Source organism: Sphaerisporangium fuscum (genome assembly GCF_018531465.1).
GTDB lineage: Bacteria > Actinomycetota > Actinomycetes > Streptosporangiales > Streptosporangiaceae > Sphaerisporangium > Sphaerisporangium fuscum.
In genome coordinates, this window is record NZ_JAHDTF010000008.1 from 82,374 (window position 1) to 108,072 (window position 25,699).

27 protein-coding genes are annotated in these 25,699 nt (G+C 72.0%); 4 read left to right on the top strand and 23 right to left on the bottom strand.

The genetic code is table 11. From position 1 onward, the window contains the following. Positions 1-57 precede the first annotated feature (57 nt). From KIK05_RS11160 to KIK05_RS11225, 14 genes are all read right to left on the bottom strand, one after another. Positions 58-981 carry a hypothetical protein gene (locus KIK05_RS11160; RefSeq protein ID WP_214410564.1) on the bottom strand — a complete coding sequence of 308 codons (924 nt, stop codon included), beginning with the start codon at positions 979-981 and terminating at the stop codon, positions 58-60. A gap of 3 nt (positions 982-984) precedes the next feature. After that, positions 985-2,376, bottom strand: a complete 1,392-nt coding sequence (locus tag KIK05_RS11165) for an acetyl-CoA carboxylase biotin carboxylase subunit (protein ID WP_214410565.1) — start codon at positions 2,374-2,376, stop codon at positions 985-987. Between the two features lie 13 nt (positions 2,377-2,389). Further along, positions 2,390-4,060 (bottom strand): acetyl-CoA carboxylase, carboxyltransferase subunit beta, encoded by a 1,671-nt coding sequence (gene accD / locus KIK05_RS11170; protein WP_214410566.1) that lies wholly within the window; start codon positions 4,058-4,060, stop codon positions 2,390-2,392. 27 nt (positions 4,061-4,087) lie between these two features. After that, positions 4,088-4,450 carry an antibiotic biosynthesis monooxygenase family protein gene (locus KIK05_RS11175; RefSeq protein WP_308249858.1) on the bottom strand — a complete coding sequence of 121 codons (363 nt, stop codon included), beginning with the start codon at positions 4,448-4,450 and terminating at the stop codon, positions 4,088-4,090. Beyond that, positions 4,447-4,779, bottom strand: a complete 333-nt coding sequence (locus KIK05_RS11180) for an antibiotic biosynthesis monooxygenase family protein (protein WP_214410567.1) — start codon at positions 4,777-4,779, stop codon at positions 4,447-4,449. The genes KIK05_RS11175 and KIK05_RS11180 overlap by 4 nt, the downstream gene beginning before the upstream one ends. 1 nt (position 4,780) lies before the next feature. Next, positions 4,781-5,539 carry an SDR family NAD(P)-dependent oxidoreductase gene (locus KIK05_RS11185; RefSeq protein WP_214410568.1) on the bottom strand — a complete coding sequence of 253 codons (759 nt, stop codon included), beginning with the start codon at positions 5,537-5,539 and terminating at the stop codon, positions 4,781-4,783. Next, entirely contained in the window at positions 5,536-6,003 is a 468-nt protein-coding gene (locus tag KIK05_RS11190) for an SRPBCC family protein (RefSeq protein WP_214410569.1), read from the bottom strand. The genes KIK05_RS11185 and KIK05_RS11190 overlap by 4 nt, the downstream gene beginning before the upstream one ends. A 2-nt stretch (positions 6,004-6,005) precedes the next feature. Next, positions 6,006-6,260 (bottom strand): acyl carrier protein, encoded by a 255-nt coding sequence (locus KIK05_RS11195; protein WP_214410570.1) that lies wholly within the window; start codon positions 6,258-6,260, stop codon positions 6,006-6,008. Between the two features lie 26 nt (positions 6,261-6,286). Beyond that, on the bottom strand, positions 6,287-7,504 hold the full coding sequence (locus KIK05_RS11200; RefSeq protein WP_214410571.1) for a ketosynthase chain-length factor: 1,218 nt from the start codon (positions 7,502-7,504) through the stop codon (positions 6,287-6,289). Next, positions 7,501-8,772, bottom strand: coding sequence for a beta-ketoacyl-[acyl-carrier-protein] synthase family protein (locus KIK05_RS11205; protein WP_214410572.1), 1,272 nt, complete (start codon positions 8,770-8,772; stop codon positions 7,501-7,503). Before KIK05_RS11205 ends, KIK05_RS11200 begins: the two co-directional genes overlap by 4 nt. Further along, positions 8,769-9,221, bottom strand: coding sequence for a cupin domain-containing protein (locus KIK05_RS11210; protein ID WP_214410573.1), 453 nt, complete (start codon positions 9,219-9,221; stop codon positions 8,769-8,771). The genes KIK05_RS11205 and KIK05_RS11210 overlap by 4 nt, the downstream gene beginning before the upstream one ends. Before the next feature lie 30 nt (positions 9,222-9,251). Continuing rightward, positions 9,252-9,584: a TcmI family type II polyketide cyclase gene (locus tag KIK05_RS11215; RefSeq protein WP_214410574.1), complete on the bottom strand. Its 333-nt coding sequence runs from the start codon at positions 9,582-9,584 to the stop codon at positions 9,252-9,254. Continuing rightward, the gene (locus tag KIK05_RS11220) at positions 9,581-10,795 is read right to left on the bottom strand and encodes a nucleotide disphospho-sugar-binding domain-containing protein (protein WP_214410575.1); all 1,215 of its coding nucleotides are present in this window, start codon (positions 10,793-10,795) and stop codon (positions 9,581-9,583) included. Before KIK05_RS11220 ends, KIK05_RS11215 begins: the two co-directional genes overlap by 4 nt. 69 nt (positions 10,796-10,864) lie before the next feature. Then, positions 10,865-11,917: a ketoacyl-ACP synthase III family protein gene (locus KIK05_RS11225; protein ID WP_214410576.1), complete on the bottom strand. Its 1,053-nt coding sequence runs from the start codon at positions 11,915-11,917 to the stop codon at positions 10,865-10,867. Positions 11,918-12,036: 119 nt separating this feature from the next. Between KIK05_RS11225 and KIK05_RS11230 the strand changes: the two genes are divergently transcribed. Continuing rightward, positions 12,037-13,224, top strand: a complete 1,188-nt coding sequence (locus KIK05_RS11230; protein ID WP_214410577.1) for an NAD(P)/FAD-dependent oxidoreductase — start codon at positions 12,037-12,039, stop codon at positions 13,222-13,224. A gap of 66 nt (positions 13,225-13,290) precedes the next feature. On the opposite strand, the gene KIK05_RS11235 is transcribed toward KIK05_RS11230, so the two are convergent. Next, positions 13,291-15,105 (bottom strand): non-ribosomal peptide synthetase, encoded by a 1,815-nt coding sequence (locus KIK05_RS11235; RefSeq protein WP_214410578.1) that lies wholly within the window; start codon positions 15,103-15,105, stop codon positions 13,291-13,293. 141 nt (positions 15,106-15,246) lie between these two features. Between KIK05_RS11235 and KIK05_RS11240 the strand changes: the two genes are divergently transcribed. Beyond that, on the top strand, positions 15,247-16,470 hold the full coding sequence (locus KIK05_RS11240; RefSeq protein ID WP_214410579.1) for a DegT/DnrJ/EryC1/StrS family aminotransferase: 1,224 nt from the start codon (positions 15,247-15,249) through the stop codon (positions 16,468-16,470). Here the strand turns inward: KIK05_RS11240 and KIK05_RS11245 are convergent. The 7 genes from KIK05_RS11245 to KIK05_RS11275 all read right to left on the bottom strand — a co-directional run bounded on the left by KIK05_RS11245 (position 16,412) and on the right by KIK05_RS11275 (position 23,970). Continuing rightward, entirely contained in the window at positions 16,412-17,233 is an 822-nt protein-coding gene (locus KIK05_RS11245) for an ABC transporter permease (protein WP_214410580.1), read from the bottom strand. The genes KIK05_RS11240 and KIK05_RS11245 overlap by 59 nt on opposite strands. After that, entirely contained in the window at positions 17,230-18,183 is a 954-nt protein-coding gene (locus tag KIK05_RS11250) for an ATP-binding cassette domain-containing protein (RefSeq protein WP_214410581.1), read from the bottom strand. Before KIK05_RS11250 ends, KIK05_RS11245 begins: the two co-directional genes overlap by 4 nt. Next, complete coding sequence (locus KIK05_RS11255) at positions 18,180-19,274, bottom strand: NAD-dependent epimerase/dehydratase family protein (RefSeq protein ID WP_214410582.1); 1,095 nt, start codon at positions 19,272-19,274, stop codon at positions 18,180-18,182. Before KIK05_RS11255 ends, KIK05_RS11250 begins: the two co-directional genes overlap by 4 nt. Before the next feature lie 34 nt (positions 19,275-19,308). Next, positions 19,309-20,046: a class I SAM-dependent methyltransferase gene (locus KIK05_RS11260; RefSeq protein ID WP_214410583.1), complete on the bottom strand. Its 738-nt coding sequence runs from the start codon at positions 20,044-20,046 to the stop codon at positions 19,309-19,311. 24 nt (positions 20,047-20,070) lie between these two features. Further along, the gene (locus tag KIK05_RS11265; RefSeq protein WP_214410584.1) at positions 20,071-21,489 is read right to left on the bottom strand and encodes a sialidase family protein; all 1,419 of its coding nucleotides are present in this window, start codon (positions 21,487-21,489) and stop codon (positions 20,071-20,073) included. 122 nt (positions 21,490-21,611) lie between these two features. Then, entirely contained in the window at positions 21,612-22,397 is a 786-nt protein-coding gene (locus KIK05_RS11270) for a PEP/pyruvate-binding domain-containing protein (RefSeq protein ID WP_214410585.1), read from the bottom strand. A 13-nt stretch (positions 22,398-22,410) separates the two neighbouring features. After that, positions 22,411-23,970 carry a multicopper oxidase family protein gene (locus KIK05_RS11275; protein ID WP_308249859.1) on the bottom strand — a complete coding sequence of 520 codons (1,560 nt, stop codon included), beginning with the start codon at positions 23,968-23,970 and terminating at the stop codon, positions 22,411-22,413. 140 nt (positions 23,971-24,110) lie between these two features. Here KIK05_RS11275 and KIK05_RS11280 point away from each other — a divergent pair, with 140 nt between their 5' ends. Then, a complete protein-coding gene (locus tag KIK05_RS11280; RefSeq protein ID WP_214410587.1) occupies positions 24,111-24,848 on the top strand; it encodes a permease prefix domain 1-containing protein in 738 nt (245 codons plus the stop codon). A gap of 97 nt (positions 24,849-24,945) precedes the next feature. On the opposite strand, the gene KIK05_RS11285 is transcribed toward KIK05_RS11280, so the two are convergent. Then, complete coding sequence (locus tag KIK05_RS11285) at positions 24,946-25,359, bottom strand: hypothetical protein (RefSeq protein WP_214410588.1); 414 nt, start codon at positions 25,357-25,359, stop codon at positions 24,946-24,948. 99 nt (positions 25,360-25,458) lie between these two features. Between KIK05_RS11285 and KIK05_RS11290 the strand changes: the two genes are divergently transcribed. Next, on the top strand, positions 25,459-25,695 hold the full coding sequence (locus tag KIK05_RS11290) for a PadR family transcriptional regulator (RefSeq protein ID WP_214410589.1): 237 nt from the start codon (positions 25,459-25,461) through the stop codon (positions 25,693-25,695). Positions 25,696-25,699: the final 4 nt, after the last annotated feature.

Genomic DNA, 25,699 nt, shown 5'->3' on the forward strand with positions numbered 1-25,699 from the left:
GTTTCGCAAGGCAGAAGGCTGGGTGGTGGTTTCGGCCAGAAGGCCGAAACCGCCATTTCAGCGAGCCTCTAAATGCAGCTCGTCGTGAAGGCCAAGGTAGGCCTGCTGTACTCCGTGTTCCGGCTCGGCCAGAAAGGACAACACACTGTACTTCCCGGGTGTGAAATCGACGTGGATCCAGGCGGAGCGTCCGGGTTCGATGGCGAGGAGGCCCGCCGTCGTCTCCAGGAGCGGGTTCGGCGGCAGTTCTTTCCCTGCCCGGAGCGCCGTGAAATATGCCTGCAACGTGTCGTAGGTGGCATCCTCCGGGATGCGCACGAACACCGCCTCCTGGGGGAGCGCGGAGTCGTTGCGCACCAGGAAGGTGCCGCCCGCCGGCAGCCGGCTCGGGGCGATCACGCGCGCGCCACCGCCCGTCTGGACGTACCTGATGATCCCGTCGAACCTCGGCGGCCTGGCCGCCACGCTCTCCTCGCTGACGTCCAGCGTCTCCATGTGCGCCCCGCCGAGCGGCGAGGCGGCCAGAGCGTAGTACCGGCCCGGCTCCAGCCGCTCGGTGAACGTGACGGGCCGCCCCTGGAACACCCCGGCCCCACCGGAGAAGTCGACGTAGCGGTACTGATCCCGCAGACCCTGCAGGGAGACGGCGGGATCGCGTGACTCCGCGTCGTCGAACGCCTTCTTCATCTGCTCGAAGGTGGCGCCCGGCTTCGGCCGCAGCAGCGCGAAGTACGTCCCGCCGGCCTCAGCGGTCTCCACCCGGAAGGTGGTCAGTCCGCTCGGCCGGGGGTTCGGGCCCGGGATGGTGAACCCCTTGGACGAGACCGTGAGGGACACCACCGCCGGAGGGCCCGGCCTGGTGTGCGAGGTCACGCCGGCCCCGGTGTCGTCGGCGGCCGCGCCGGCCGCCGGCAGGGCGAGGGTGAGAACCACCGCGAGCCCCACGACCGTGCGCAGGGCTCCGCGAGCGGGTCTGATCATGTCTCACTCCTTGTGACGATGGTCGGGCGGCTCCTTCACGGGGCCGCCGTCGGTCAGCATCTGGTCGACCAGCGACGTGGTGTGCTTGCCGTCCCGGAACATGGGGTGGGCGATCACCTCGCGCAGGAACGCGCCGTTCGTGCGCACCCTCGGCCCCTCGACGCGCATCTCATAGAGGCAGCGCTCCATCCGGTCGAGCGCCTGCTCGCGGTCGGGTCCCCAGGCGACGACCTTCGCCAGCAGCGAGTCGTAGTCGGGGCCGACGCGCCAGCCCGGCCGGCCGTGGGTGTCCACCCGGGTGAAGGGCCCGCCGGGGACGACGAACTCCGTGAGGGTGCCCGGGGTCGGCGCGAAGTTGCGCGCCGGGTCCTCGGTGTTTATACGGCACTCCACGGCGGCCCCCGTCCGCACCACGTCCTCCTGGCGCAGCCGCAGGGGCCGCCCCGCGGCGACGGCGATCTGCTCCCTGACCAGGTCGATCCCCGTCACCATCTCGGTCACCGGATGCTCGACCTGGAGACGGCAGTTGATCTCCATGAAGTGGAACTCGCCGTCCTGGTCGACGATGAACTCGAACGTGCCGGCGCCGACGTAGCCGGTGGCCAGCGCGCCGCGCACCGCCGCCTCGCCCATGCGGGCCGTCAGCTCGGCGGGCAGCCCCGGCGCGGGCGTCTCCTCCACGAGCTTCTGATGGCGGCGCTGGACCGAGCAGTCACGCTCTCCCAGATGGATCGCGTTGCCGTGCCCGTCGCACAGGATCTGGATCTCGACGTGCCGCGCCGTCTCGCAGAAGCGCTCGATGTACACCCGGCCGTCGCCGAACGTCGCCTGCGCGTGCGCCCGCGTCTCGCCGTACACCCGCAGGAAGTCGCCGCCGTGGCGGGCGATGCCCATGCCGCGGCCGCCGCCGCCCGCGGCGGCCTTGATGATCACCGGGTAGCCGATCCGGTCGGCGAGCGCCTTGGCCTCGGCGGCCGAGTCGATGGTCTCGCTGCTGCCCGGGAGGACCGGCAGCCCGACCTCCGCCATGATGGTGCGGGCCCGGGCCTTGTCGCCCAGCCGCGCGATGACCTCGGCGGGCGGGCCGATGAAGGTCAGCCCGGCCGCCTCGCACACCTCGGCGAAGTACTGGTCCTCGGACAGGAACCCGTAACCGGGATGGATCGCCTCCGCCCCGGTGGCCAGCGCCGCCTCGATCACCGCGGGAATGTTGAGGTAACTCGCCTTCGCCGGCGCGGGGCCGATCTGGATGGCCTCGTCGGCGAACGCGACGGCCGCGGAGTCGCGGTCCGCGGTCGAGTGGGCGACGATCGAGCGAATGCCCATCTCACGGCACGTGCGTGCCACACGTAGGGCGATCTCGCCCCGGTTGGCGATGAGAATCGAGGAGAACACTGCAACCTCCAGCTCAGGGACATGCCTGTGCGCCGTGGCGGCGGAAGCGCGCGCGCCGGTCGCGGACGAGCGTCGCGCCGTCCAGGGGCACGAGCTCGGCGAGAGCGGATCTGATGGCCGCCCGCAGGTGAGCGGCGGCGCGGGCCGGTTCGGTGTGGGCCCCGCCTGCGGGTTCCGGCACCACCCCGTCGATGAGCCCGAGCCGCAGCAGTTCGCGGGCGTCGAGCCGCAGCGCCGCCGCCGCGCGGGGCGCCTCGGCGGCGTCGCGCCACAAAATCGACGCGCACCCCTCCGGGCTGATGATGGAGTAGACCGCGTTCTCGCAGGCGAGGACACGGTCGGCGACGCCGAGGGCGAGCGCGCCGCCGCTGCCCCCCTCACCGGTGACCACGGCGACCATCGGCACCTTCAGCCCCGACATCTGGCGGAGGTTCTCCGCGATGGCGATGGCCTGCCCGTGCTCCTCGGCGATGAGCCCGGGTTCGGCTCCCTGGGTGTCGATCAGCGTCACGATCGGGATGCCCAGCTTGGCCGCGGTGCGCATCAGCCGCGCGACCTTGCGGTGCCCCTCCGGCGTGGCCCTGCCGAAGTTCCGCGCGATCAGCTCGTGGGTCCCGTGGCCCTTCTGGTGCCCGATCAGCATGACCGGCATGCCGTCGAGCCAGCCGACGCCGCCGACGATCGCCGGGCAGTCGGCCGACATGCGGTCGCCGTGCAGCTCGACGAAGCCGTCCAGCATGTAGCCGGCGTAGTCGAGCGTGGTCGGCCGCCCGAGCTCGCGCGCGAGCCGCACCGCGGCCCACGCCTCACGCGGCTGGAGCAGACCGGGGTCGCGGACGACGGCCTCGTCGTCCGCGGGCGGCGCGGGCGGGCGCGGGGCGCCGAGCGACAGCAGCCGGCCGAGCGTGGCCCGCTGCTGCCGGCGCGGCTGGATGCCGTCGATCAGCCCGTGGGCGAGCAGGAACTCCGCGGTCTGGAAGTCGGCCGGCAGCGTCTGCCCGATGGTCTGCTCGATCACCCGCCGCCCGGCGAAGCCCATCCGGGCGCCCGGCTCGGCGATCATGATGTCGGTCAGCGTCGTGAAGGACGCCGCCACGCCGCCGTAGGTCGGGTCGGTGATGAGCGTCAGGGTCAGGATGCCCGCCTCGTCCAGCTCGGCGAGGGCCTGGCTGGTCTTCGCCATCTGCATCAGCGAGAACAGGCCCTCCTGCATGCGCGCCCCGCCGGAGGCCGTGACGAGGAGGAGCGGGACCCGCTCGGCCAGGGCCGTCTCGGCCGCCCTCGTGATCAGCTCCCCGGTCGCCGAGCCCAGGCTGCCGCCGAGGAAGCGGAAGTCCATGACCGCCGCCACCACCGGCTGACCCTGGATGGCGCCCCGCGCGCACAGCACGGCCTCCTCCAGGCCGGTCGCCTCCCGGGCCTCCCGGATGCGTTCCGGGTACGGCCGGGAGTCGGCGAACCCCAGGGGGTCGAACACCGGGGCCGGCCGCGACTCCAGCAGACGCCACGAGCCCGCGTCGAGGAGCATGGCCAGCCGGTCCGGGGCCGACAGCCGGTCGTGGTGCCCGCACGACGGGCAGACGTGAAGCTCGTCCGCGAACCGCCTGCGGTACACCAGCGAGCGGCAACCCGAGCAGATCAGCCAGTCCGCGTCGACGATCTTCTCTTCGGTGATCAGGCTCATGTTTGCTCCTTCCGCGGTCCCGGCGGCTCAGTAGGCGGCCGTGACCTCGTAAAGCTCGAAGTGCCTGTCGGGGGCCTTGCCGAGGTAGGGGACCAGCGGCGCGGTCGTCGTCTGGTGCGACGGGCCGCGCTCCCAGCGGTTGAACACCTCGAAGTCCTCCCAGTGGCTCATCACCGCGAAGGCCGACGGGTCGGTGACCGAGCGCAGCAGCTCGTTGCCCAGAAGACCCGGGGTCCCGGCCATCGCCTGGCTGATGCCGTGGTAGGCGGCCTGCACCGCCTCGTCCTCGCCCTCGGGCGCGCGGTACCAGACCACGACCCGGACGGGACGGGCCCGGCCCTCCTGACGAGGGCCGGACACGGTGCCGCTCCGCGTGTCGACGCCGCTCACCCCGCCGCCACCTCCACGGGCGCCGGAGTGAGGTGGGCGACGACGTTCATCGTGGTCATCGACCCGCCCGAGCGGTACGGGTGGAGCTTCTTGCGATGCTCCAGGTGCGCGTCGCTGGTCTCGAACTCGCGGAAGCGCGGCTCGTCGACCCAGTCGCTGATGATGTAGTAGACACCGTCCTCCTCGGCGCTCCGCATCAGCCACTGGCCGAGGTTCGCCGGGTGGCCGGTGATGACGCCGCCGATGCCGAGCCAGGTGCGCTCGAAGTCCGGCTCCATGCCCGGGTTGATCTGCATCCGCAGCATCACCCGGAAGGGTCCCTGGGCCATGTCACATGCCTCCGTCGACGTTGACCGTCTCTCCGGTGATGAACGCCGCCTCGTCCCCCGCGAGGAACAGGACGGCACGGGCCACGTCCTCCGCCCGGCCGAGCCTGCCGAGCGGGGTGCGCTTGCGGTACTCCGCGAGCCGTCCCTGCATGGCCTCGTAGTCCTCCGGCGACATCCGGTCCGGGTCGCTGGTGTCGATGATCCCGGGGGCGACGACGTTGACCCGGATGCCCTTCGGGCCGAGCTCCTTGGCCAGCGACCGCGACAGGCCGATCAGGCCCGCCTTGGCCGCGGTGTAGTGCGACCGCAGCGGGACGCCGACGGTGGCCACCTTGGAGCCGACGTAGATGATCGAGGCGTTCTCCGCGAGAAGGGGGAGCGCCTTCTGGGTGAGCCGGTAGGCCGCCGTCAGGTTGGAGTCGACGACCTGGCTCCAGCCCCCGTCCGTGAGCCGCTCGAACGGCACGTGGCTGATCTGCCCGGCGTTGTGCACGACGACGTGCAGCGAGCCGAGGCGCGACCGGCACTCGCCGATCAGCTCCTCGACCGCCTCCGGGGTGGCGATGTCGGCCTTGAGCACGTGGTGGGTGCCGGCGGTCTCCTTCAGCTGGAGCCGGAGGCTCTCGGCGGCCTCGTCGTCGGCCCGGTAGTTGGTGACGACGTTGGCGCCGGCGGCCGCCAGTGCCAGCACGATCGCCCGGCCGATCCCCCGGGTGCCCCCGGTGACCAGCGCGTTCCTGCCTGTGAGTGTGACGCTCATCGTGCCTCCGAAAGCTCCGCCGCGGCCTTTTCGACCCGCTCCCTGATGAGTTCGAGCTGGACCTTGCTGTTGCCGTTGATGCGCGCCGCCATGGTGTCGTCGTCGACCGGCGCCTCCGGCTTCATGTGGAAGTCCTGGACCCAGCGCATGAGCACGCCGCCCGGCGTCTCGTGGTAGCTCCAGAAGATCTTCATGTACTCGAACCAGCCGGTCTCGACCCGGTGCGCGCGCACCGTCCGGGTCTCGCGGTCGGCGGTGCGCTCCGACACCCAGCTCCAGGCGTTGCCGTCGGCGTCGGGGTGCATGGTCAGCCGGAAGCGGACGGTGTCGCCCTCGCGGCTGAGGACGTCGGCGGAGGCGTACTCGCTGAACAGGTCCGGCCAGGACGGGACGTCGTTGGTCATGTCCCAGACCAGGTCCAGCGGCGCCGAGATGACGATCTCGTTCTCGGTGTGTGCGGCCACGGTCAGGCTCCAGCGGTGATGAGGTTGTTGACGAACTCGAGCATTTCGCGGGGCGACCGGGTCTTCTCCAGCGCGTCGTCGGTCATCAGGACGCCGTAACGCTGCTCGAGCTGCCCCTGGATCTCCAGGACGGCGAGCGAGTCGTAACCGAGCTGCTCGAACGTGAGGTCCAGGATCTCTCCGTCGAGGTCGGTCGACTCGGCGACGCCGCAGCCGCGCATGATGGTCCTTAGCTGGTCCAGGTCAAGGTCGGACATCGTTCCTCCTCGGGTGTCGTTGTCGGTCATGTGCCGCAGGCGCGCAGGACGAGCGCCGCGTTGAACCCGCCGTATCCGCGGGCGAGGACGAGCGCGGTCCGCACCGGCATCCGGCGCGGCGCGCCCCTGACCAGGTCGATGCGGTAGCCGGGGTCGATCTCCCAGCTGTCGGGCAGCGCCGGGACGACGCCGTCGCGGATGGACAGCAGAGCGGTGATGACGTCCAGGGGGGCGCCGCCCGCGTACATCCGGCCGGTCAGGGCCTTCGGGACGGCCACCGGCACCGCCTCGGGGCCGAAGACCCCGCAGATCGCCTCCGCCTCGTCGCGGTCGGCCTCCGGCCGGCCCATGGCGTCGGCGAACACCACGTCCACCTCCCCGGGCGACACCCGGGCGTCGGCGAGGGCGCCCTCGATGGCACGCCGCAGCGTCGGCGGGCGTCCGGACCGAGGGGGCGGGTCGAACGTCGCGGCGTACCCCGCCACCTCGCCGTACGGCTCGCGCACCCCCCTGGCGGCGGCGTGCGCGGCGTCCTCCACGATGAGCTTGCCGCCGCCCTCGCCGGGCAGGTAGCCGCAGGCGTCCGGGCTGAACGGGCGGAACGCCCGCGCCGGGTCGCCGTCGCGGCTCAGCATGCCGTTGCTGAGCTGGGCCGTCAGGCCGTACGGGCACAGCGAGGCGTCGGTGCCGCCGCTGACCACGACCTTGGAGCCGTTGCGGACCATCCGCCGCGCCTGCGCCAGCACGTCCAGGCCGCCGGCCTGCTCGTTGGCGATGACGCTGCACGGCCCGCGCATGCCGTGCCGGATGGAGATCTGGCCGGTGCTCGCCGCGTAGAACCAGGCGATCGACTGGTAGGCGCCGACGGCCCTGGAGCCCTTCGACCAGAGCTTCTGGATCTCCTTCTGGCCGAACTCGGTGCCCCCGGAGGACGCGGCGGTCACCACCGCCATCTCGTACTCCGGCAGCTCGGCGGGGTCGACCCCGGAGTCGGCCAGGGCCATCTCCGCGGTGAGGAACCCCATGTGCGTCCAGTGGTCGGTCTGCGGGATCAGCAGGCTCGGCACCCGCTCGCCCGCCTCGAACCCCTTGACCTCCCCGGCCAGCCGGACGGGATAGGACGAGGCGTCGAACCGGCTGATCGGCCCGATCGCGGTCTCGCCGGCCAGCAGCGCCGCCCAGTGCTCCTCGGCTCCGATGCCGGTCGGCGCGACGACCCCGACGCCGGTGACGACCGCGGTCATGCCGCCAGCCTTTCCAGGCCGGACAGCAGCATCGCCGTCTGGAACCCTCCGAACCCGCTGCCGACCGTCAGGGCCGTGCGGACCTTGTGGTCGCGCGCGACGTGCGGCACGTAGTCCAGGTCGCATTCGGGGTCGGGGGTGTCCAGGTTGGCCGTCGGGGGGACCACGCCCCGTTCGATCGCCAGCACGGACGCCGCGATCTCGATCGAGCCGATGGCGCCGAGCGAGTGCCCCACCATCGACTTGATGGAGCTGACCGGCACCTCGTACGCGCGCTGCCCGAGGCTCGCCTTGAACGCCGCCGTCTCGTGCCGGTCGTTCTGCTTGGTGCCCGACCCGTGCGCGTTGATGTAGTCGATGTCCTCCGGCCGGACGCGCGCCTTGCCCATGGCGACCCTGATGGCCTCGGCCATCTCGCGCCCGTCGGGCTTGAGGCCGGTCATGTGGAAGGCGTTGCTCCGCGTCGCGAACCCGGTGATCTCCGCGTAGATGTGGGCGCCCCGGGCGCGTGCCCGGCCCAGCTCCTCCAGGACGAACACCGCCGAGCCCTCGCCCAGCACGAAACCCTTGCGGTCGCGGTCGAACGGCCGCGAGGCGTGCTCGGGGTCGTCGTTCTGCGGCGTGGTGGCGCGGATGGCGTCGAAGCAGGCCGAGGTGATGGGGGAGATGGGCGCGTCGGTCGCGCCGGCGATCACCACGTCGGCCGACCCCTCGTGGATCAGCTGTGCCCCGTGCCCCACGGCGTCCAGTCCGGAGGTGCAGCCGGTGGAGATGAGCGCCACCGGCCCCTCCGCCCCGCACGCCCAGGCCACCTCGACCGCCAGCGTGCTCGGCACCATGTAGCCGTACAGGTGCGGCACCCCGTAGGTCGAGTCGACCAGCCACTTGCGGCCGCCGTCGCTGAGGACGACGTACTCCTCCTCCAGGCCCATCGTGCAGCCCACCGCGCTGCCGATGCTGACCCCGGTGCGGTGCACGGGCAACTCGTCCGGCGTGAGCCCGCTGTCGGCCAGGGCGTCCCTGGTGCAGACCACGGCGAACTGGGCCGCGCGGTCCATCCTGCGGATCTCCTGCGGAGTGAGCCCCTCCCGGGCGGGGTCGAAGTCGCACTCGGCGGCCACCCGGGACCGGAAACCCGTCGGGTCGAACAGGCTGATGGTCCTGGTGGCGGTCTTGCCGCTGGTGAGCAGCTCCCAGAAGGCCTTGGCGCCGACACCGCCGGGGGCGACCACCCCCATCCCGGTGATGACGACCCTGCCGGTGTTCATCGGGCGTCGCCCTCCCCGTTAGGGGCGCCGCCGACCGCGAGGATCGGCTCGCCGGCCGCCGGCAGCGGCTCGGTGTCCACGTGCCCCAGCTCGGGACGCGGGGCCAGCGGGCCGAGGTGGAAGACGACGAACGCCGTCTCCTCGCCGTCGTTGCGCAGCCGGTGGCGCACGTTCTTCGGCACCATGAGCGCCTGGCCGGGGGAGAGGCTGACGGGCTCTCCCTCCACGGTCATCGTCAGCAGGCCCCGCTCGACGTACAGGAACTCCTCCGAGTACGGGTGGTAGTGCTCGCTGACGTACTCACCGGGCTCCAGCGTGAGCACCCCCATGAACCCGGAGGTCGAGGCGACCGTCTTCGGGCTCAGCAGGACGCGGATGTCGCCGCCCCTGCGCCGGTTGGGGGCAACGTCTTCGGCCGCGATCGGGTCGCGGACCAGCTTGTCGGTCATCCTTCGGTCTCCTTTGGTCCGCACGGCCGCTCAGGCGCGGGCCGGGTCCTTCTCCCAGACGTAGAAAGGCGTGGCCATGGCGTCCTTCGGCTCCTTCCAGTTGGGGTCGTAAGGGCGCACGTGCTGGGCCAGCCGCTCGTTGATGTCCTTGTAGAGCGGGTGGCTGCGGGCCTTGTACAGGTTGGGCGTGATGTCGTCGTCCGCCTCCACCAGGTGGAAGTACAGGTCGTGGAAGCGAAAGAGGGTGCGGCGGGAAACGCCGACCATGTGCGGCAGATCCGTGGCGTCGGACTCGGCGAAGATGTCCGCGATGGCCTCGGCCGGTCCGGGCTGGAGCCTGGCCACGATCAACGTCCTGCTCATTGCGTTCCTCCTCTGTCGGCGGGCATCGCCATGCTGCGACGCCCGGCTACAGCCCGGCTTGAGATCTCCTCCAGTCGCCGGGCGACCTGCAGGGGACTGGGCCGCCCGCCGTTCTCCTGGGCCAGCCGCCGCGCCGCTTCGCGGTGGCCCGGCTCCTCGAGCAGCGCCGTCACCGCGGCGCGGATGGCCCCCGGGTCGGCGTGCTCGCCGGGCAGCCTTCGTCCCGCCCCCGTCGCGGCGAGCTGGGCGGCGCTGAACCGCTGGTCGGGCAGCTGGGGGATGACGAGCTGGGGGACGCCGGTCGCGACGGCGGTGAGCATGGAACCGCCGCCGCCCTGGTGGACGAGGGCGGCGCAGCCGGGGAGCAGCAGGTGCAGCGGCACCGACTCCACGACCCGCACGTTGCCGCCCGGCTCCCCGATCAGCTCGCGGGTGGCGGCGTTGACCGTCACCACGATCTCGGCGTCCAGCTCGGCGAGGGCGCCGACGACCCGGGGCGCGAGGAACGCCTCCGGCCCGGCGAGTGCCGCCGTGGACACCCCCCAGGTGACGCACACCCGGGTGCGGCGCGGGGGTGCGAGCAGGTCGGGCGGCACGGGGGAGGCCCCGTTGTACGGGACGTAGCTCATCGGGATGCGTTCCAGCTCCACCCGGGCCTGCATGCTGGGCGGGCACGGATCGGCGCTGTAGTCGCCGGTGGGGTCGATGTCGTCGAGCCCGTACCGGCCGGCGAGGCGGCGCAGCGCTGGCACGTCGATCGGCCCGCCCCGCGCCGGCCCCGCGTTCGTGCCGTCGGGACCCCACAGGTGACGCACCGACGGGACGCCGAGGAGCGTGGCGACCAGCGGCCCGGTGAACGCCGTGGGCTCGTGGACGACCAGGTCGGGAGCCCAGTCGCGGGCGAAGGCCACCGTGTCGCCCGACATGGCCTCGGCGACCGCGACGAAGATGCCGATGGCGGCGAGCGTGCGGCGGCGGCGCACCTCGGGGTCGTCGTTCCCCAGCAGCGGCTGCACGTCGCGCTTGAACAGCTCGGTGATGTCGACGTCGTCCCCGACGGGCACCGCGAGCTGGCCGGAGCGCGCGACCGTGTCGGCGTGCGCGGGCGGCACCGCGACCCGCACCTCGTGACCTTGGGAGCGCAGGGCCCAGGCCAGCGGCACCATGGGAAAGTAGTGGGTCGGCCAGGAAGACACGAACAGGACGCGCACGCCCCTCACCTCCCGGTGGGTTCGGCTCGGCGGCCACGGGCACGGCGAGCCGGTTCGATGGATGAGTCGTCAGCGGCCCTCGGCCGGGATCTCCCAGCCGGGCTCCGCGGTGATGCGGACCAGGGCGCAGGCGATCGACTGCCCGGGCGCGGTGCCGAAGAGCAGCACATGGTCGCCGGGGCGCACCTGCCCGGTCTCGACCAGGTGCACGAACGACGAGAAGACGTCGTTGGCCGCCATGTGCCCGTTGCCCCGGCCGAACCCGGCGGTGCCGGTCTCGTACGAGAGGCCGAGCGGCGCGAAGACGAACCGCTTGAGATAGGAGTCCGAGACGTTGACGTGGCAGACGCGCCTGATGTCGGCGGTGGTCACCCCCGCCTCGGCGAGGGTGCGCTCGACGACCTTGACGGTGGCCGCGGGCGTCAGGGTGACGATCGGGGGCATCCGGGTCTCGAAGCTCTCGAGGTACCTGCGCGACCGCGCCCGGTGGTCCATCACCCTGCCGACCGTGCAGGCCGGCGGGAACAGCTGCTCGCCGAAGCGGTCTACCTCCTCCAGCTCGGTCACCGAGGCCAGGTTGAGCGCGAGCACCTGGGCGAACCCGCCCCGCTTCGACAGCACGAGCGCGGTCGCCGCGTCGCCGAGGGCGCTGCCCGGCGCCGACCGCCAGCGGTCGACCAGGGGTGTGCCGAAGTTGTCGGCGGCGGCGACGAGCGCGGCGCCACGCTCATCGGAGGCCCCCAGGTAGCAGGCGGCCAGGTCGATGCCGGCGAACACGCCGTTGCAGCCCTGCCTGACCTCGAAGGCCGGGATGTCGGTGCCGATCGCCTCGCGCAGCACGTAGTACTGCGGAGACCAGCCGTCCGGGCCCTGGTGCCAGGCGTTGGCGTAGAAGAACGCGTCGATCTCGTCGGCGGCGTGCCCCGAACGTCCGAGCGCCTCGGCGGCGGCGCGCGCGGCCATCTCGGGCGCCGACAGCGAGCCGGCCACCCGTACCGATGTCACGCTCGTCTCCGTGCGCACCGACTCGTCGCACTGCCCGGACGCGATCGCCTCTTCGACGGTGAGCGGTGGCGGCAGGTACATGCCCGCCCCTGCGATGTGGACGTCCTGGAGTCTCATGCGCCGAGACTCCGTGGCGGGGCTTGAACTCCGCTCGAATCGCGCTGGGACGGAGCGGATGTCAAGCGACCTTCGAGCAGGTGCTGACACCGTCGGCACACAAGCTCAGGAGGTCGAACATGTACGACGTGATCGTGGTGGGGGCACGGTGCGCGGGCGCCCCCACGGCAATGCTCCTCGCCCGCGCCGGCCACCGGGTGCTCCTCCTGGAGCGGGCCACGTTCCCCCGGGACACCCTGTCGACCCACTACATCCACCAGCCCGGGGTCGCCCGCCTGGCCCGATGGGGGCTGCTCGACGCGGTGGCCGCCTCCGGCTGCCCGCCGCTGCGCGAGACGGTCTACGAGGTCGGGGACGTCCGCCTGGTCGGCTCGTCCGCCGCGGTCGACGGGCACGAGGAGGCGTACGCGCCGCGCCGCCACGTCCTGGACGCGATCCTCGCCGAAGGGGCGGCGGCCTCGGGCGTGGAGGTCCGCCACGGCTGCACCGTGACGGGCCTGCTGCGCGACGGCTCGGACCGGGTGTGCGGGGTCCGCTTCCGAGGGGAGCGGGGCCGGGAGTTCGAGGAACGGGCCGCCCTGGTGGTCGGCGCCGACGGAATGCGCTCGGCGGTGGCGCGGCTCGCCGGAGCGGAGACGGTCGTCAGCGACCCCCTGCTGACCTGCGTCTACTACACGTACTGGGGGGACGTGCCCTCGGTGTTCGAGCTGTACGAGGCGCCGGGCAGGTGGGTGGGCGCGGCTCCCACCAACGACGGGGCGACGTGCGTGGCGGCCTACTTCCCCCAGAGCGAGTTCGACGCCGTCCGCGCCGACGTGGAGGGGGCCTACCTGGAGAACATCCGCCGGACCGCGCCGAGCATGTACGAGCGGCTGCGCTCCGGGCGCCGTCTGGAGCGCATGTACGGCACGGGGGACCAGCAGAACTTCTTCCGGCGCGCGTACGGCCCGGGCTGGGCGCTCGTCGGCGACGCCGGCCACCACAAGGACTCGATCACCGCGCGCGGGATCACCGACGCCTTCCTGCAGGCGGAGCTGATCGTCTCGCGCCTCGAGGGGGTGGACCCGGCCGACCGCACGGCGGTGGACGCCGCCCTGCGCGGCTACGGCGAGGACCGCGACCGGGAACTCGCCGAGATCTACGAGGCCACGCTGATCGTGGCCCGGCTCAACGTGCAGCCCGAACGGCTCGCGATGCTGCGGGCGGTCGCCTCCGACCCGGGAGACGTCGAAAGGTACTTCTCGACCGTCGCCGGGGCCTGCACGATCCGCGACCTCTACACCCCGGACCTGCTCGCCCGGCTGTGAGGACCGGGAACACGGCGGGGCCGCCTCCGCGGACGGAGGCGGCCCCGCTGTTCGCGTGCCCGGCCCTCAGCCGATCGGCGCGGGGAGGAAGGACGGGTCGTCCAGCGCCTCGGCCATCCTGGCGGGCGTTCGGCCGCGCAGGAACACCGACACCGGCAGCTCCACCCCGCGGTCCCTGCCGATCCTGTTGGCCAGCTGGATCGCCACGATGGAGGTCGCGCCCTGGTGGAAGATGTCGTCCTCGGGGCGGACCGGGCGGCCGAGCAGTTCGCGCACGTGGCCGAGCACGACGCCGAGGGTGCCGTCGAACGCCTCGCCGTCCCCGGCGGCGCCGCCGGCCTCCTCGCCGAGCAGCGCCGCGAGGGCCTCGTGGTCGATCTTCCCGATGCTCGTCACCGGGAGGGCCGCCACGCGCCGGATGATGTTCGGCACGAACGCCGCGGGGAACCGCGCGGCCACCTCCGCGTGCACCTCCGCCTCGGCCGGGCCGTCCCCGCCGGCGGTGTAGAACGCGGCCAGGGCCTCCACGGTGGGGCCGCCGGCCGGCAGGGGGACGACCACCGCGCTGCCGATCCCCTCCAGCGCGCACAGCGCCTGCTCGACCTCGCCCGGGTCCACGCGCACACCGCGGACCTTCAGCTGCCGGTCCTTGCGCCCCCGGTACCGGATCAGGCCGTCCGGGCCGACGACGCCGAGATCGCCGGTGAGGTAGACCCGCACGCCGGCCCCGTCCCCGCCGAGCGGGAGCACCGGGAAGCGGCGCGCGGTCTCCTCCTCGTCGCCGAGGTAGCACAGGGCCAGCCCGACGCCCGAGACGGCTATCTCCCCGGCCTCTCCCACCGGCACCACCTGGCGGTCGTCGTCCAGCAGATAGACCCCGGTGGACGCGATGGGCGTGCCGATGGGCACCTCGTCCTCCTCCCGCCCGTCGGCGACGTACCCGGTGGGGCACATCGTGGCCTCGACCGGGCCGTACAGGTTGAGCACCCGCAGCCCGGGGAACGCGCGCATGGCCGTCGCGATGTGCTTGGCCGACGCCTTCTCGCCGCCGAGCAGCGCCGCCTGGACGCCCTGGAGGGCGTCGATGTCGTCGTCCACCGTGGCGTTGAACAGCGTCGGCGTCAGGAACACGGTGTTGACGCCCTGCGCGACCGCCGTGCGCAGGTCGTCGTACCCGAAGTGCTCGCTCTCCCGCAGCACCGTGGTGCCGCCGCTCACCAGCGGGCACCACACCTCGAAGCCGAAACCGTCCCACGCCACCGGCGCCGACTGCAGCATCACCGTGTGCGCGCCGAACCCGATCATGCTCTCCCGGGCGACGCGGAGCGTCCCGAGGTGGGGGGAGAGCACGCACTTGGGCGTGCCGGTGCTGCCGGAGGTGAAGAAGACGCAGCAGGCGTCGTCCGGCACGGCGGCCCCGGCCGGCGGGAGCTCGTCGCGCCGCGAGGCCGCGGAGCCGTCGAGCAGCTCGCCCAGGCCGACCGTCGGCACCCCGGCGAGGGTCGGGCCGGGCGCGTCGGCGAGACAGACCCGTGCCCCGGTACGCCTGAGCACGTCCTCGACCCGCGCCTGCGGCCACTCGACGGGAATCGCCGTGTAGACGGCGCGCGACTTCAGCACGGCGAGCAGTGCCGCGATCATCTCCGGGCCGCGCGAGGCTCGTACCGCGACCACCTGCGAGCCGCCGATCCCGAGGTCCCCGAGCGCCGCGGCGACGCGCTCGGCCCGGGACACCAGCCCCGCGTAGCTGAGGTCCCGGCCCTTCCACCGTACGGCGGGCGCGTGCGGCCGCACCCGCGCCCACGCCTCGACGAGCTCCTCGATCCGGTCGCCGTCCTCGAAGCTCAGCTCCGGGCCGAGCAGGACGGACGGTGTCGTCACGTCCGGCATCTCCACCATCCCATCCGGCACGAGCCCCGGGCGAGGCTCGGCCCATCGTCATCCTCGACAGCCGTCACCCTCGCACCGGCGGCTCGAGCGGCGCTCGTCCGCGACTCGACGGCGTGCTTCCACCCTTGCGGCATGAAACACACTCTTGGTGACCTGGCCATCTACGGAGGACCACCCGCCTTCACCGAGCCGCTGTACGTCGGGCGGCCGAACATCGGCGACCGCAAGCACCTGTTCGACCGCCTCGAGCAGGCGCTCGACCGGCGGTGGCTGACCAACCAGGGGCCGCTCGTGCGGGAGTTCGAGGAGCGGGTCGCCGCCCTCGCCGGCACCCGGCACTGTGTCGCCATGTGCAACGCGACCCTCGCCCTGCAGATCGCGGCGCGGGCGATGGGCATGACCGGCGAGGTGATCATGCCGTCGTTCACGTTCGTGGCGACGCCGCACGCCCTGTCGTGGATCGGGCTGACCCCGGTGTTCTGCGACATCGACCCCGAGACGCACCTGATGGACCCCGCGCACGTCGAGTCGCTGATCACGCCCGCCACGACCGGCATCCTGGGCGTGCACCTGTGGGGTCAGCCCTGCTCGCCGGACGTGCTCCCCGGGCTCGCCCGCCGCCACGGCCTGCCGCTGCTGTACGACGCCGCGCACGCGGTCGGCAGCCGGTGGAACGGCAGGCCCCTCGCCACGGTCGGGGACGCGGCGGTCTTCAGCTTCCACGCCACCAAGTTCGTCAACGCCTTCGAAGGCGGCGCGCTGGTCACCGACGACGACGAGCTGGCCGCCACGGCCCGCGCCATGCACTCCTTCGGTCAGACCGGCGAGGACCAGATCCCCTACCTCGGCACCAACGCCAAGATGTCGGAGGCGTCCGCCGCGATGGGGCTGGTCTCGCTGGACGCCATGCCGGAGATCGTGGTCCGCAACGTCCTCAACTACGAGCGCTACCACAGCGAGCTGGCCGGCCTCCCCGGGGTCCGCGTGCTGCTCTACGAGGGCGGCAACAACTGCCAGTACATCGTCATGGAGATCGACGAGACGGTGACCGGCGTGGGGCGGGACACGCTGCGCGCCGTCCTGGCCACCGAGAACGTCCGCTGCAGGTCGTACTTCGCGCCCGGCTGCCACATGATGGACGCCTACCGGGGGTCCTCCCGGCTGCCCCGGACCGAGGCCGTCTCCGAGCGGGTGCTGGGCCTTCCCACGGGAACGGCCGTGAGCGACGAGGACGTGATCCGGGTGTGCCAGATCATCCGATTCGTCGTCGCCCACGGCCGCGAGATCGCCGGCAGGGTCACGAACGGCTCAGCCGCGCGAACTTCCTCCCGGCCACTGGTACCGACACCGCGATGATCGCGATGGCCCACAGCACCGCGGTGACGGTGGGGTGGGCCAACGGGATCGACCCGCTGTTCCAGGCGGCGGCGCCCGCCGAGGTGCCGAAGAGCTCACGGGACCCGCTCACCACGGCCGTCAACGGGTTCCACTCCGCCACCGGCCGCAGCCACCCGGGGAGGCTGGGCAGCGGCACGTAGGAGCTGGAGACGAACATCAGCGGGAACACCCACGTCAGCCCGGCGGCCGTCGCCGTCTGGGCGTTCGGCACCGACAGCCCGATCATCACGCCCAGCCAGCCCACCGCGTAGGCGAAGAACTCGATGAGCGCCGCGCCGGCGACGGCGCCGCCGATCCCGCCCGGTGCCCTCCAGCCGACGGCCAGGGCGACCGCCATCATGATGGCCAGCAGCGCGGAATTGCGCACCAGGTCGGACACCGTGCGCCCGAGCAGCACCGACGACCGGGCCAGCGGCAGCACCCGGAACCGGTCGATGACGCCCCGCTGCAGATCCTCGGCCAGGCCGATGGCGGTGGACGCGGCGCTGAAGACGACGGTCTGGGTGAACACCCCGGCCATCAGGTAGTCGCGGTAGTTCCCGCCGTCGGGCAGCCGGACGATGTTGCCGATCACGTACACGAAGAGCAGGACGTTGGTGATGGGCTGCACCATCGTCCAGAACAGGGCCTGCGGCTCCCGCAGCACCTGCAGCAGGTGCCTGCGCGTGAGGACGAGCACGTCCGTCACCGCCCACCCGACGCCGGCGACTCCCTCGGTCATCGGACACCACCCGTCTCCGGCTCCCCGGTGAGCGTGAGGAACACCTCGTCCAGGGTGGGCCGTCTGAGGCTGAAGCCGGCGAGCCGCACCCCGGCCGCGCCCAGCGAGTGCATCACCTCGCCGAGCAGGTCGGCCTGGTCGGGCACCGGGGCGGTGACGCGCAGCAGGCGCTCGCTGACCTCGGTACGGCCGGTGGCCACGGCCTCGACGATCCGCTCGGTCTTCTCCAGCATGTCGGCCGACCGCACGACGACCTCCAGCACCCCGCTGCCCGCCAGCGCCTTGAGCTCGTCGGGCGTCCCCTGGGCGACGACGCGCCCGTGGTCCACCAGCGTGACGGTGTCGGCGAGGTTGTCGGCCTCCTCCAGGTACTGCGTGGTGAGGAGGATCGTGCGGCCCTCGCGGGCCAGCTCCGCGACGCTCTCCCACAGCCCGAACCTGCTGCGCGGGTCCAGGCCGGTGGTCGGCTCGTCGAGGAAGACCACCGGCGGGCCGGCGATCAGGGACGCGGCCAGGTCGAGGCGCCGGCGCTGCCCCCCGGAGTAGGTGCGGCTCGGCCGGGAGGCGAACTCGGTGAGGGCGAACCGCTCGATGAGCTCGTCCGCCCTCGCCCTGGCCGCCCGCCGGGACAGCCGGGAGAGCCTGCCGAACATCTCCAGGTTCTCCCGGCCGGTCAGCTGGGCGTCCACCGAGGTCTGCTGCCCGGTGACGCCGATCATGCGGCGGACCGCGGTGGGGTCGCGTACGACGTCGACCCCCATGATCTCCGCCCGGCCGGCGTCGGGGCGAAGCAGCGTGGTCAGCACCCGTACGGCCGTGCTCTTCCCGGCCCCGTTGGGGCCGAGAAGAGCGAGCACCTTGCCCTCGGGCACGTCGAGGCCGAAACCGTCCAGCGCTCTGACCCGCCCGTAGGTCTTCACCAGGTCCTCGGCGAGGATGGCGCTGGTCATGCCGGCCCACCGGCTCCGGCCGCCGCGGCCTCGCCCCGCGCCCGGGGCGTCACGTCACGCAGCCGCGCGGTGGCGAACTCCTTGAAACCCGCCTCGAACCCCACCCTGGGCCGCCAGCCGAGCTCCCGCATCAGGCGCTCGGGGGAGGCGGCGATGTGCCGGATGTCGCCGAGACGGAAGGTGCCGCTGATGACCGGCTCGCCGCCGCCCGCCGCGGCCGACAGCACGCGGGCCATGTCGATCAGCGGACGGGGGTCGCCGCTCGCCACGTTGAACGCGCGGAACCCCTGCCCCTCCCACCGCGCGGCGGCGACGTTCGCCGCCGCCACGTCGGCGACGTGCACGTAGTCGCGGAGCTGCGTCCCGTCCTCGTACACGTCCGGCGGATCGCCCCGGTCGAGCGCGGCGCGGAACGCCGCGACGGTCCCGGAGTACGGGCTGCCGTAGGAGATCCCCGGCCCGTACACGCTGTGGTACCGCAGGGCCGCGCAGCTGCCGCCCACCTCGTGCGCCCAGATCCGGCACAGGTACTCCTGGGCCAGCTTGGTGACGGCGTAGATGTTGCGCGGCTCGGCCTCGGCGTCCTCCAGCACGGGCACCGGGCCGAGCGGGGCGCCGCAGGTGGGGCAGGGCGGGTCGAACCGCCCCTCGCGCAGGTCCTCCTCCCGGCGCGGGGCGGGTGTGACCTCGCCGTGCTCGGCGCAGGTGTAGCGGCCCTCGCCGTACACCACCACCGAGCTGGCGAGGATGAGGCGGCGCGGGCCGTGCTTGGCCATCGCGGCGAGCAGCGCCGCGGTGCCGAGGTCGTTGCAGCCGACGTACTTGGCGGCGTCGAAGATCTCCCGCCCTCGGCCGGGCAGTGCGGCCTGGTGGCACACCAGGTCCACGCCTTGGACGGCCCGCTCGGCCGCCCCGTCGTCGCGAAGGTCCGCCCAGATCGTCTCCGCGCCGGCCGGCGCCTCCGGCCGGACGGGGCCGTGGGCGTCCTCCAGTGCGGCGTCGATGACCCGGACCTCGTGGCCCTGGGCGAGGTAGGCCGCCACGATCTGTCTTCCGATGAATCCGGCTCCGCCGGTGACCAGGATGCGCAACTCGGATCTCCTGTCTCCCCTGGTTCGTCGGCCGTCAGGCCTTGCAGACGAAGCTCACGAAGTAGCGGGCCGGGACGACCTCGAGCACCTCGCCGAACTCCTGCAGCAGCAGCGGCTCGACCTCACGCGATCGGAGCAGGTGGCTGCGGTAGGAGGCGGGGCGCACGCGGCCGTTGGTGGCGCGCAACATCAGGGCGCCGGCCAGGAAGCGGCTGCAGTTGACCAGGTGGCGGAAGCTGCCGTGCTTGTGCCGCTGCTCCTCGTGGAAGTGGTCGATGGTCCACAGGTTGCCGACGAGGATCCCGCCGGGCGCCATGTAGGACTTCAACCGCCGCAGCACCTGGCGGACGTTGCCCAGGTGGTGGATGGCGTCCACGCACATGACCATGTCGGCCTGCGCGAGGCCGTGGTCGGACCAGAAGTCGCCGCAGACCAGTTTGAGCGAGGGGTGGTCCACCCGCTTCCCGGCGATCTCGATCGCCTGGGGTGAGATGTCGACCGCGGTGATCTCCTTGGCCGGGGTGAGCTCGGCCGCCATGGCGGTGAACTCGCCGGTGCCGCAGCCGAACTCCAGCACCGTGCCCACGTCGCCGGCGTGTGTCTTCATCAGCGCCGCGATGTCCTTCTTGACCAGCTGGAGCTGGTCGCCGAAGACCGGCACCTTCTCGAGGTTCTCCCGGTCCCAGAAGCGCTGCGACCAGTAGGTGGAGCCGTCGGGCGGGTAACGCCGCACGATGCGTGCCCCGGCCCCCGCCATCATTTCAGCGAACATGTGTTCCTCCCGGTGATGTGGCCGTCAGGGCGACGGTGCCCGTACGACGTGGATGTCCTGTGGGTTGTCAGGGGTGTCGTTGGTCAGGACGAGCGCGGCGTAGAAGCCCGCCCTGGTGTGCCCGAGCCCGACCGAGGTGCCCAGGAAGGGGGCGCCGGACCAGGTGGCCGCCCGCTCGATGTCGAACGGCCCGGCCAGGTGCCGCTCCCGCCATGCCGCGGGGGCCTCGCCGCACCTGCGACCGCGGCAGGTCAGCATCCACACGTCGGTGGGCGCGCCCGGCTCGGGGGTGTTGTTGCGGAAGTCGTGGTAGGTGACGGCGACGGTGCCGTTGTCCGAGACGTCCACCTGCGGGAGGAACGCCTGGCCGTTGCCGCCCGCCGGGCTCTCCGGGGAGCGGTCCACCCTGATGGGCGGGGTCCACCGGCGTCCTCCGTCGTACGACGCCGCCAGCCCGATGGAGCTGCGGCTCGTGGCGAGCCTGGCGTCTCCCCAGACCGTGTACAGCGCGCCGGTGCGCCGGTCGACGGCGATGTCGGGCACGAGGCCGCGGGCGCTGACCGGACGCGCGACGTCGGGGAGCAGCGGGTCGTTGAACGCCGTGGTGGTGATCGTGACGGGTTCGGACCAGGTCGTGCCTCCGTCGCCGGAGCGCAGGACCCGTATCCGTGACGGCAGGTCCGGGTTCGAGGGGCCGGCCACGGGGAAGTCGCCCTCGTGGAAGACCTCGACGAGCTCCCCGCCGGGCAGCACCACGATCTGGTTGCCGACGGTTCCCGCGCCGGCCTCGGCCGGAGCGTAGACGGCCCGCGCCGTCTCCCACGTCCTGCCCCCGTCGGTGGTGCGGCTGAACATCAGCTCGTGCCGGTTGTCCGCGGCCCGCGCCCGGTTCCACACCGCGTAGGCGCGTGAGGGGTCGCGGGGGTCGGCGGTGATGGAGGGCCGGTCGTTGAAGTAGGCCGGGCTCGGGTCCTGCGTCAGGGCCGTGGGCCCCGTCCACGTCGCGCCGTCGTCGTCCGACCGGTACGCCAGGATGGCGGTCGAATCGCCCCACGTCATCGCCATCGCCACGGCGAACAGCCGCCCGCCGGGGCCGTAGCTCACGGCGGGGTTGCTCGTGCTGGAGTAGGGACCGCCCGAGCACTTGGTCAGCTTGGGGAGCGGGGAGCTCCGCCAGCCGGCCCCTCCGTCGGTCGTGGTGGCGACCACGATGCCGCCGCGGGCGGCGCCCGTGGCCGACCGGTCCTGCTGCCAGGCGACCGCCACCCGCCGAGGGTCGTGCGGCGAGGTGGCGAGCCAGGGCTCGAACTCGGTGTTCGGGACGCGCTGGGTGTCGGCGCAGGTGGCGAACGGTGTGTTCCCGGAGACGACCTCGGTCGCCCCCGGCCGCGCTGTGGCGCCGGCCTTCGGGGCGCCGGCGATCAGGATGGTACCGACGGTCATGGCGGCGACTGCCGCGCCCAGTCGGGCAGGCCGTCTGCTGGTCGTGTTGCCGGTCATGCCAGGAGCATGTGCCGGGGGGCTTTACCTCTGCTCGAAGACCGCTCGAGGGAGGGGCGGCGCGATCAGGCGTATCCGCCGGTGCCGCTCAGCCTGGGCCCGAGCATGGTCAGCGCGAACTCGACGGGGATCGCCCGTCCCATCCGCTCCATGACGGCCAGGCCGCGCCTGGCGAGGTCGAGCACCTGTTCGCTGCTCAGGCAGAGGACGTTGCGCAGATGGAACGGGGTGGACGCCCGTGTCACCCCCACGTCGGCCGGGATGTCCCGCCAGGGCTTCACGGCACGTTCCACGGCCTGGAGGGCCAGGTCGGCGCGGCGCAGCACGAAGGTGTCGGCGCTGGTGCCGCCCGACAGCAGGTCCTCGCCGAGGCCCCAGCACGCGGTGACCCTGACGCTGCCAGGGTCGGGCGCGCTCACCACCGCGGTGACACGCGCCGGGACGAAGCGCTGCACCAGCAGCAGGACACCCTCTCCGGCGTCCTGTTTGGCCACCCAGCCGAAGAGCTCGAGCACGCCGCTCTCCACCGCCTCGCGGCCGCGGATGTTGCGGAAGGTCAGCGGCGGGGGCACGGTGTCGGCGCCGGTGACGCAGATCCGCAGGTCGACCGCGGGGTCCGGTTCGTGGGGGTCGAGCTCTTCGTAGGCGCCTTCCATGATGGGACCGAGCAGGCCGAGCCGCCCCGCCGGGGGGATCCGCTCCGGCGGCACGATGGCACAGAAGCCCGTCGGGCCCTTCCACTCTTCGATGACACTGCGCATCCGCATGGCGGCCAGCCCGAGGGGGATGTCAAGGGAGGCGCCCGGCGCGTCCAGCCATACGAGGCGGACGGGGTCGTGGAACGATCCCATTGGTTCGGGCCTCCTAGCTCGAGACCTCGTAGTCCGCCATCATGCCCATGTCCTCGTGCTCTAGGTTGTGGCAGTGGAGCATGTAGCGGCCTTCGTAGCCGGTGAACCTAACGATGATCCGCGTCTTCTGGCCGGCCGTCAGCGCCACGGTGTCCTTCAGCCCGGGATCGGCCTTGCGCTCGTCGTCGCCCAGTACCTGGAACTGGTCGAGGTGGAGGTGCACCGGATGGTCGGCGCCGTCGATGTCGAGGTTCCAGATCTCGACGTCGCCGATGCGCGGCCGGGCGAAGATCTTGCCGGGCTCGTAGGTCTTGCCGTTGATCGTCCAGGTGTGCTCGTCGCCCCGCTCGAACGAGAAGTCGCGGGTCCTGACGGCCTTGGAGGGGTCGAGGGTCTCGAACTCCGACAGGCGGTCCGGCACCGTGCTGTCGTCGGAGGCCTTGCGGGTCACACGGAACTTCATGACCTTCCCGATGGACCCGTCGCCCAGCTCGTTCAGCAGCGTGATCTCGGTGCCGGGGCGGTAGCGGGAGAAGTCGACGACCACGTCGTACCTCTCGGCGGGGGCCATGGTGATCGACTTGCGGCGCACCGGGGCCTTGAGCAGGCCGCCGTCGCTGCCGATCTGGACGAACGGCGCGTCGCCCCCTTTGTCGAGCTTCAGCCGGTAGCGCCGGGCGTTGGAGGCGTTCAGCAGGCGGAACCGGTAGCGGACCGCGGCCACCTCCAGGACGGGCCACGGCGCGCCGTTGACCAGGATGACGTCGCCGAGCACGCCGACGTCGTAGTCGCCCTTCACGCCGGGGCTGGCTCCGGACGGGTCGGCGGCCGGGTAGAAGAAGTCGCCACTGTCGGTGAAGGACCGGTCGGCGATCATCAGTGGGATCTCGTACTCGCCCTTGGGCAGCGGCAGGGAGTCCTCGGTGTCGTCGCGCAGGAGGTGGAAGCCGGCCAGGCCCCGGTAGACCGCCGGTCCGGTGAAGTCCATCCGGTGGTCGTGGTACCAGAGCGTCGCGGCCCGCTGGTCTTGGGGGTAGACGTAGTCCTTGGCGCCCTGACTCACGTGGGTCGGGGTCATGTCGCGGTGGGAGCTGTGGCCGTGCGGGCTCTGCCGCATGCCCCCGACGGGCATGACCAGGTCGAGGGGGTAGCCGTCGCTGTCGGCCGGAGTGTGGCCGCCGTGGAGATGGGTGGTGGTGGGGACGGGCAGTTCGTTGTGGTGCCGGACGACGATGCGGCGGCCGCTGCGGGAGTCGATGGTCGGCCCTGGGAAGATGCCGTTGTAGCCCCAGATGCTGGTGGTCAGACCAGGGATTATCTCTACTTTGGCGACCTTCTGGGTGATCTCGTAGTAGTCCGTGTCACCTTCAGACCGGGAAGGGCGCAAGACCGGTGGTATCGGCAAGGGCACCTCGAAGAGCTTGGGGGACTTCGCGGAGCTGCGTAACTGAGCACCCGCCTCGGGGTTGGGCGGCTGACATCCGGCGACGACCAAACCTCCGGCCCCGAGCAGCAATCCCGTCCCCGCTGACATTCTCAGGAAATCTCGTCGGCTGTGTGGCATGAACCCCATCCCTTCATCGTCATCACGTCATTTCTCGTAAGAACTCTACATGTAGACACTCTACTTATAGCACTCCGGGGTCGAGTAAAGTTTGAGTAGGGGGTAAAGTTAGGGGCCCGTAGCTTGTGGGGCAGCCGAGGAGGCGGTGCATGAGCGAAAGCGCGATCGACTCCTACCTCGCCGACATGCGGGGCAGTCTGAGCGGCCCTCGCCGGCTGAAGGCCGAGCTCCTACAGGAGACTCGAGACAGCCTCGACGACGCCGTGGAGGCGTTCCGCGAGGTCGGTTACGACCAGCACGAGGCCGAGTCGATGGCTCTGGCCGACTTCGGCACGGTGGCCGAGGTGGCGCCCGCCTACCAGCGTGAGCTGGCGCTCGCCCAGGCGCGCCGCACGGCCCGCTGGTTCGTGGTCCTGATGGCCGCCCAGATGTTCCTGGCCGACGAGAGCTGGCAGTCCACGGGTGCGTGGTCCGACCGGCAGCCCAGCGCGCTGTATCTGGTGTTCACCCGCTTCTGGGACTACAGCCAGATGCTCTTCGTGGTCGTGGCCGTGCTCGCCCTGTTCACCTTCGGTCTCGGCGTGCGGTATGTCAGCGCCCCGTGGCGGTTCGCCCGGATCACCGGCATGGTCACCCTGGTCGTGCTCGGCCTGAAGGCCCTGGCCTCCTTCGTCCTGTTGGCGGCGACGCCCAACCTGGCCTCGGGCATCCTCTCGCATGTCTCGCTGACCAGCCCGAAGTCGTTGCTCACTCTTGTGGGGCTCGCCATCTGGGTCCTGCCGAACTGGTACGTCGGCATCTCCGCCATCCGGTGCATCGCGGTCTCCACGGCCCGCCGGCTCGGCACCGCCGATCTGGGGCGGCGCCGCTCCGCTCTGTACCCCTGACGCCCGTCCGAGGCCACAAGGCGGGCGGTTCCGTGGAACCGCCCGCCTTTGTCGTGGTACGCGCAGGCGCCTGGTCGGCCGGAAGGCCTGGAACCGCTCAGCGGCGGTCGCCCTCCGGCCGCAGGAAGTAGGCGTTGGCCGCCGGCCCGGCCCACAGCAGGGCCACGATGGCGACCTCCAGCACCAGCTCCACCAGGCCCACGGCCCGGACGACGAGCGCGTGGGAGCCGGTGATCGGGTCGAGCGCGCGGAAGACCCCGATCACGAGCAGCAGGGTCGTGATCACACGCATGCTGTTGTTACCCTGGCGGACGAGCGTGGTCAGGGCCAGGAACAGCGCGACCAGCACCACCGACGTGACCGCTTCCCATGTGGTGAAGGGCGGGTCGCCGAGGCCGAACGCCAGGAGGCGGTCGACCACGAACAGCGCGGTGAGGCCGAGCATCGCCTTGGCCGCCGTGGCGACGGCCGTCGGAGGTTCCTGCGGGTGTCCTCTGTAGGGCTGCGCCACTTTCCTCACCCCTTCTATTCACGATTCGGACTCGGTGTTCGAGAGTAGGTGTTCTACGTGTAGGCTGTCTACATGACAGGGACTTACTTCCTTGACCGTATGGACCGTCAGGTCCTCGCGGTGCTGGAGCGTGGGCCCCTGTACGGATACCTGATCATGGAGGCGCTGCGCGTCCGGCTCGGCGGCGACCTCGACCTCCCGGCCGGCGGGCTGTACCCCGTGCTCCGCCGCCTGGAGCGGCTCGGGTACGTGCGCAGCGCCTGGGTGCCCCACGAGGGCAGGCAGCGGCGCACGTACGAGCTCACCGAGATGGGCCTTCAGGAGTGCCGCCCATGACACA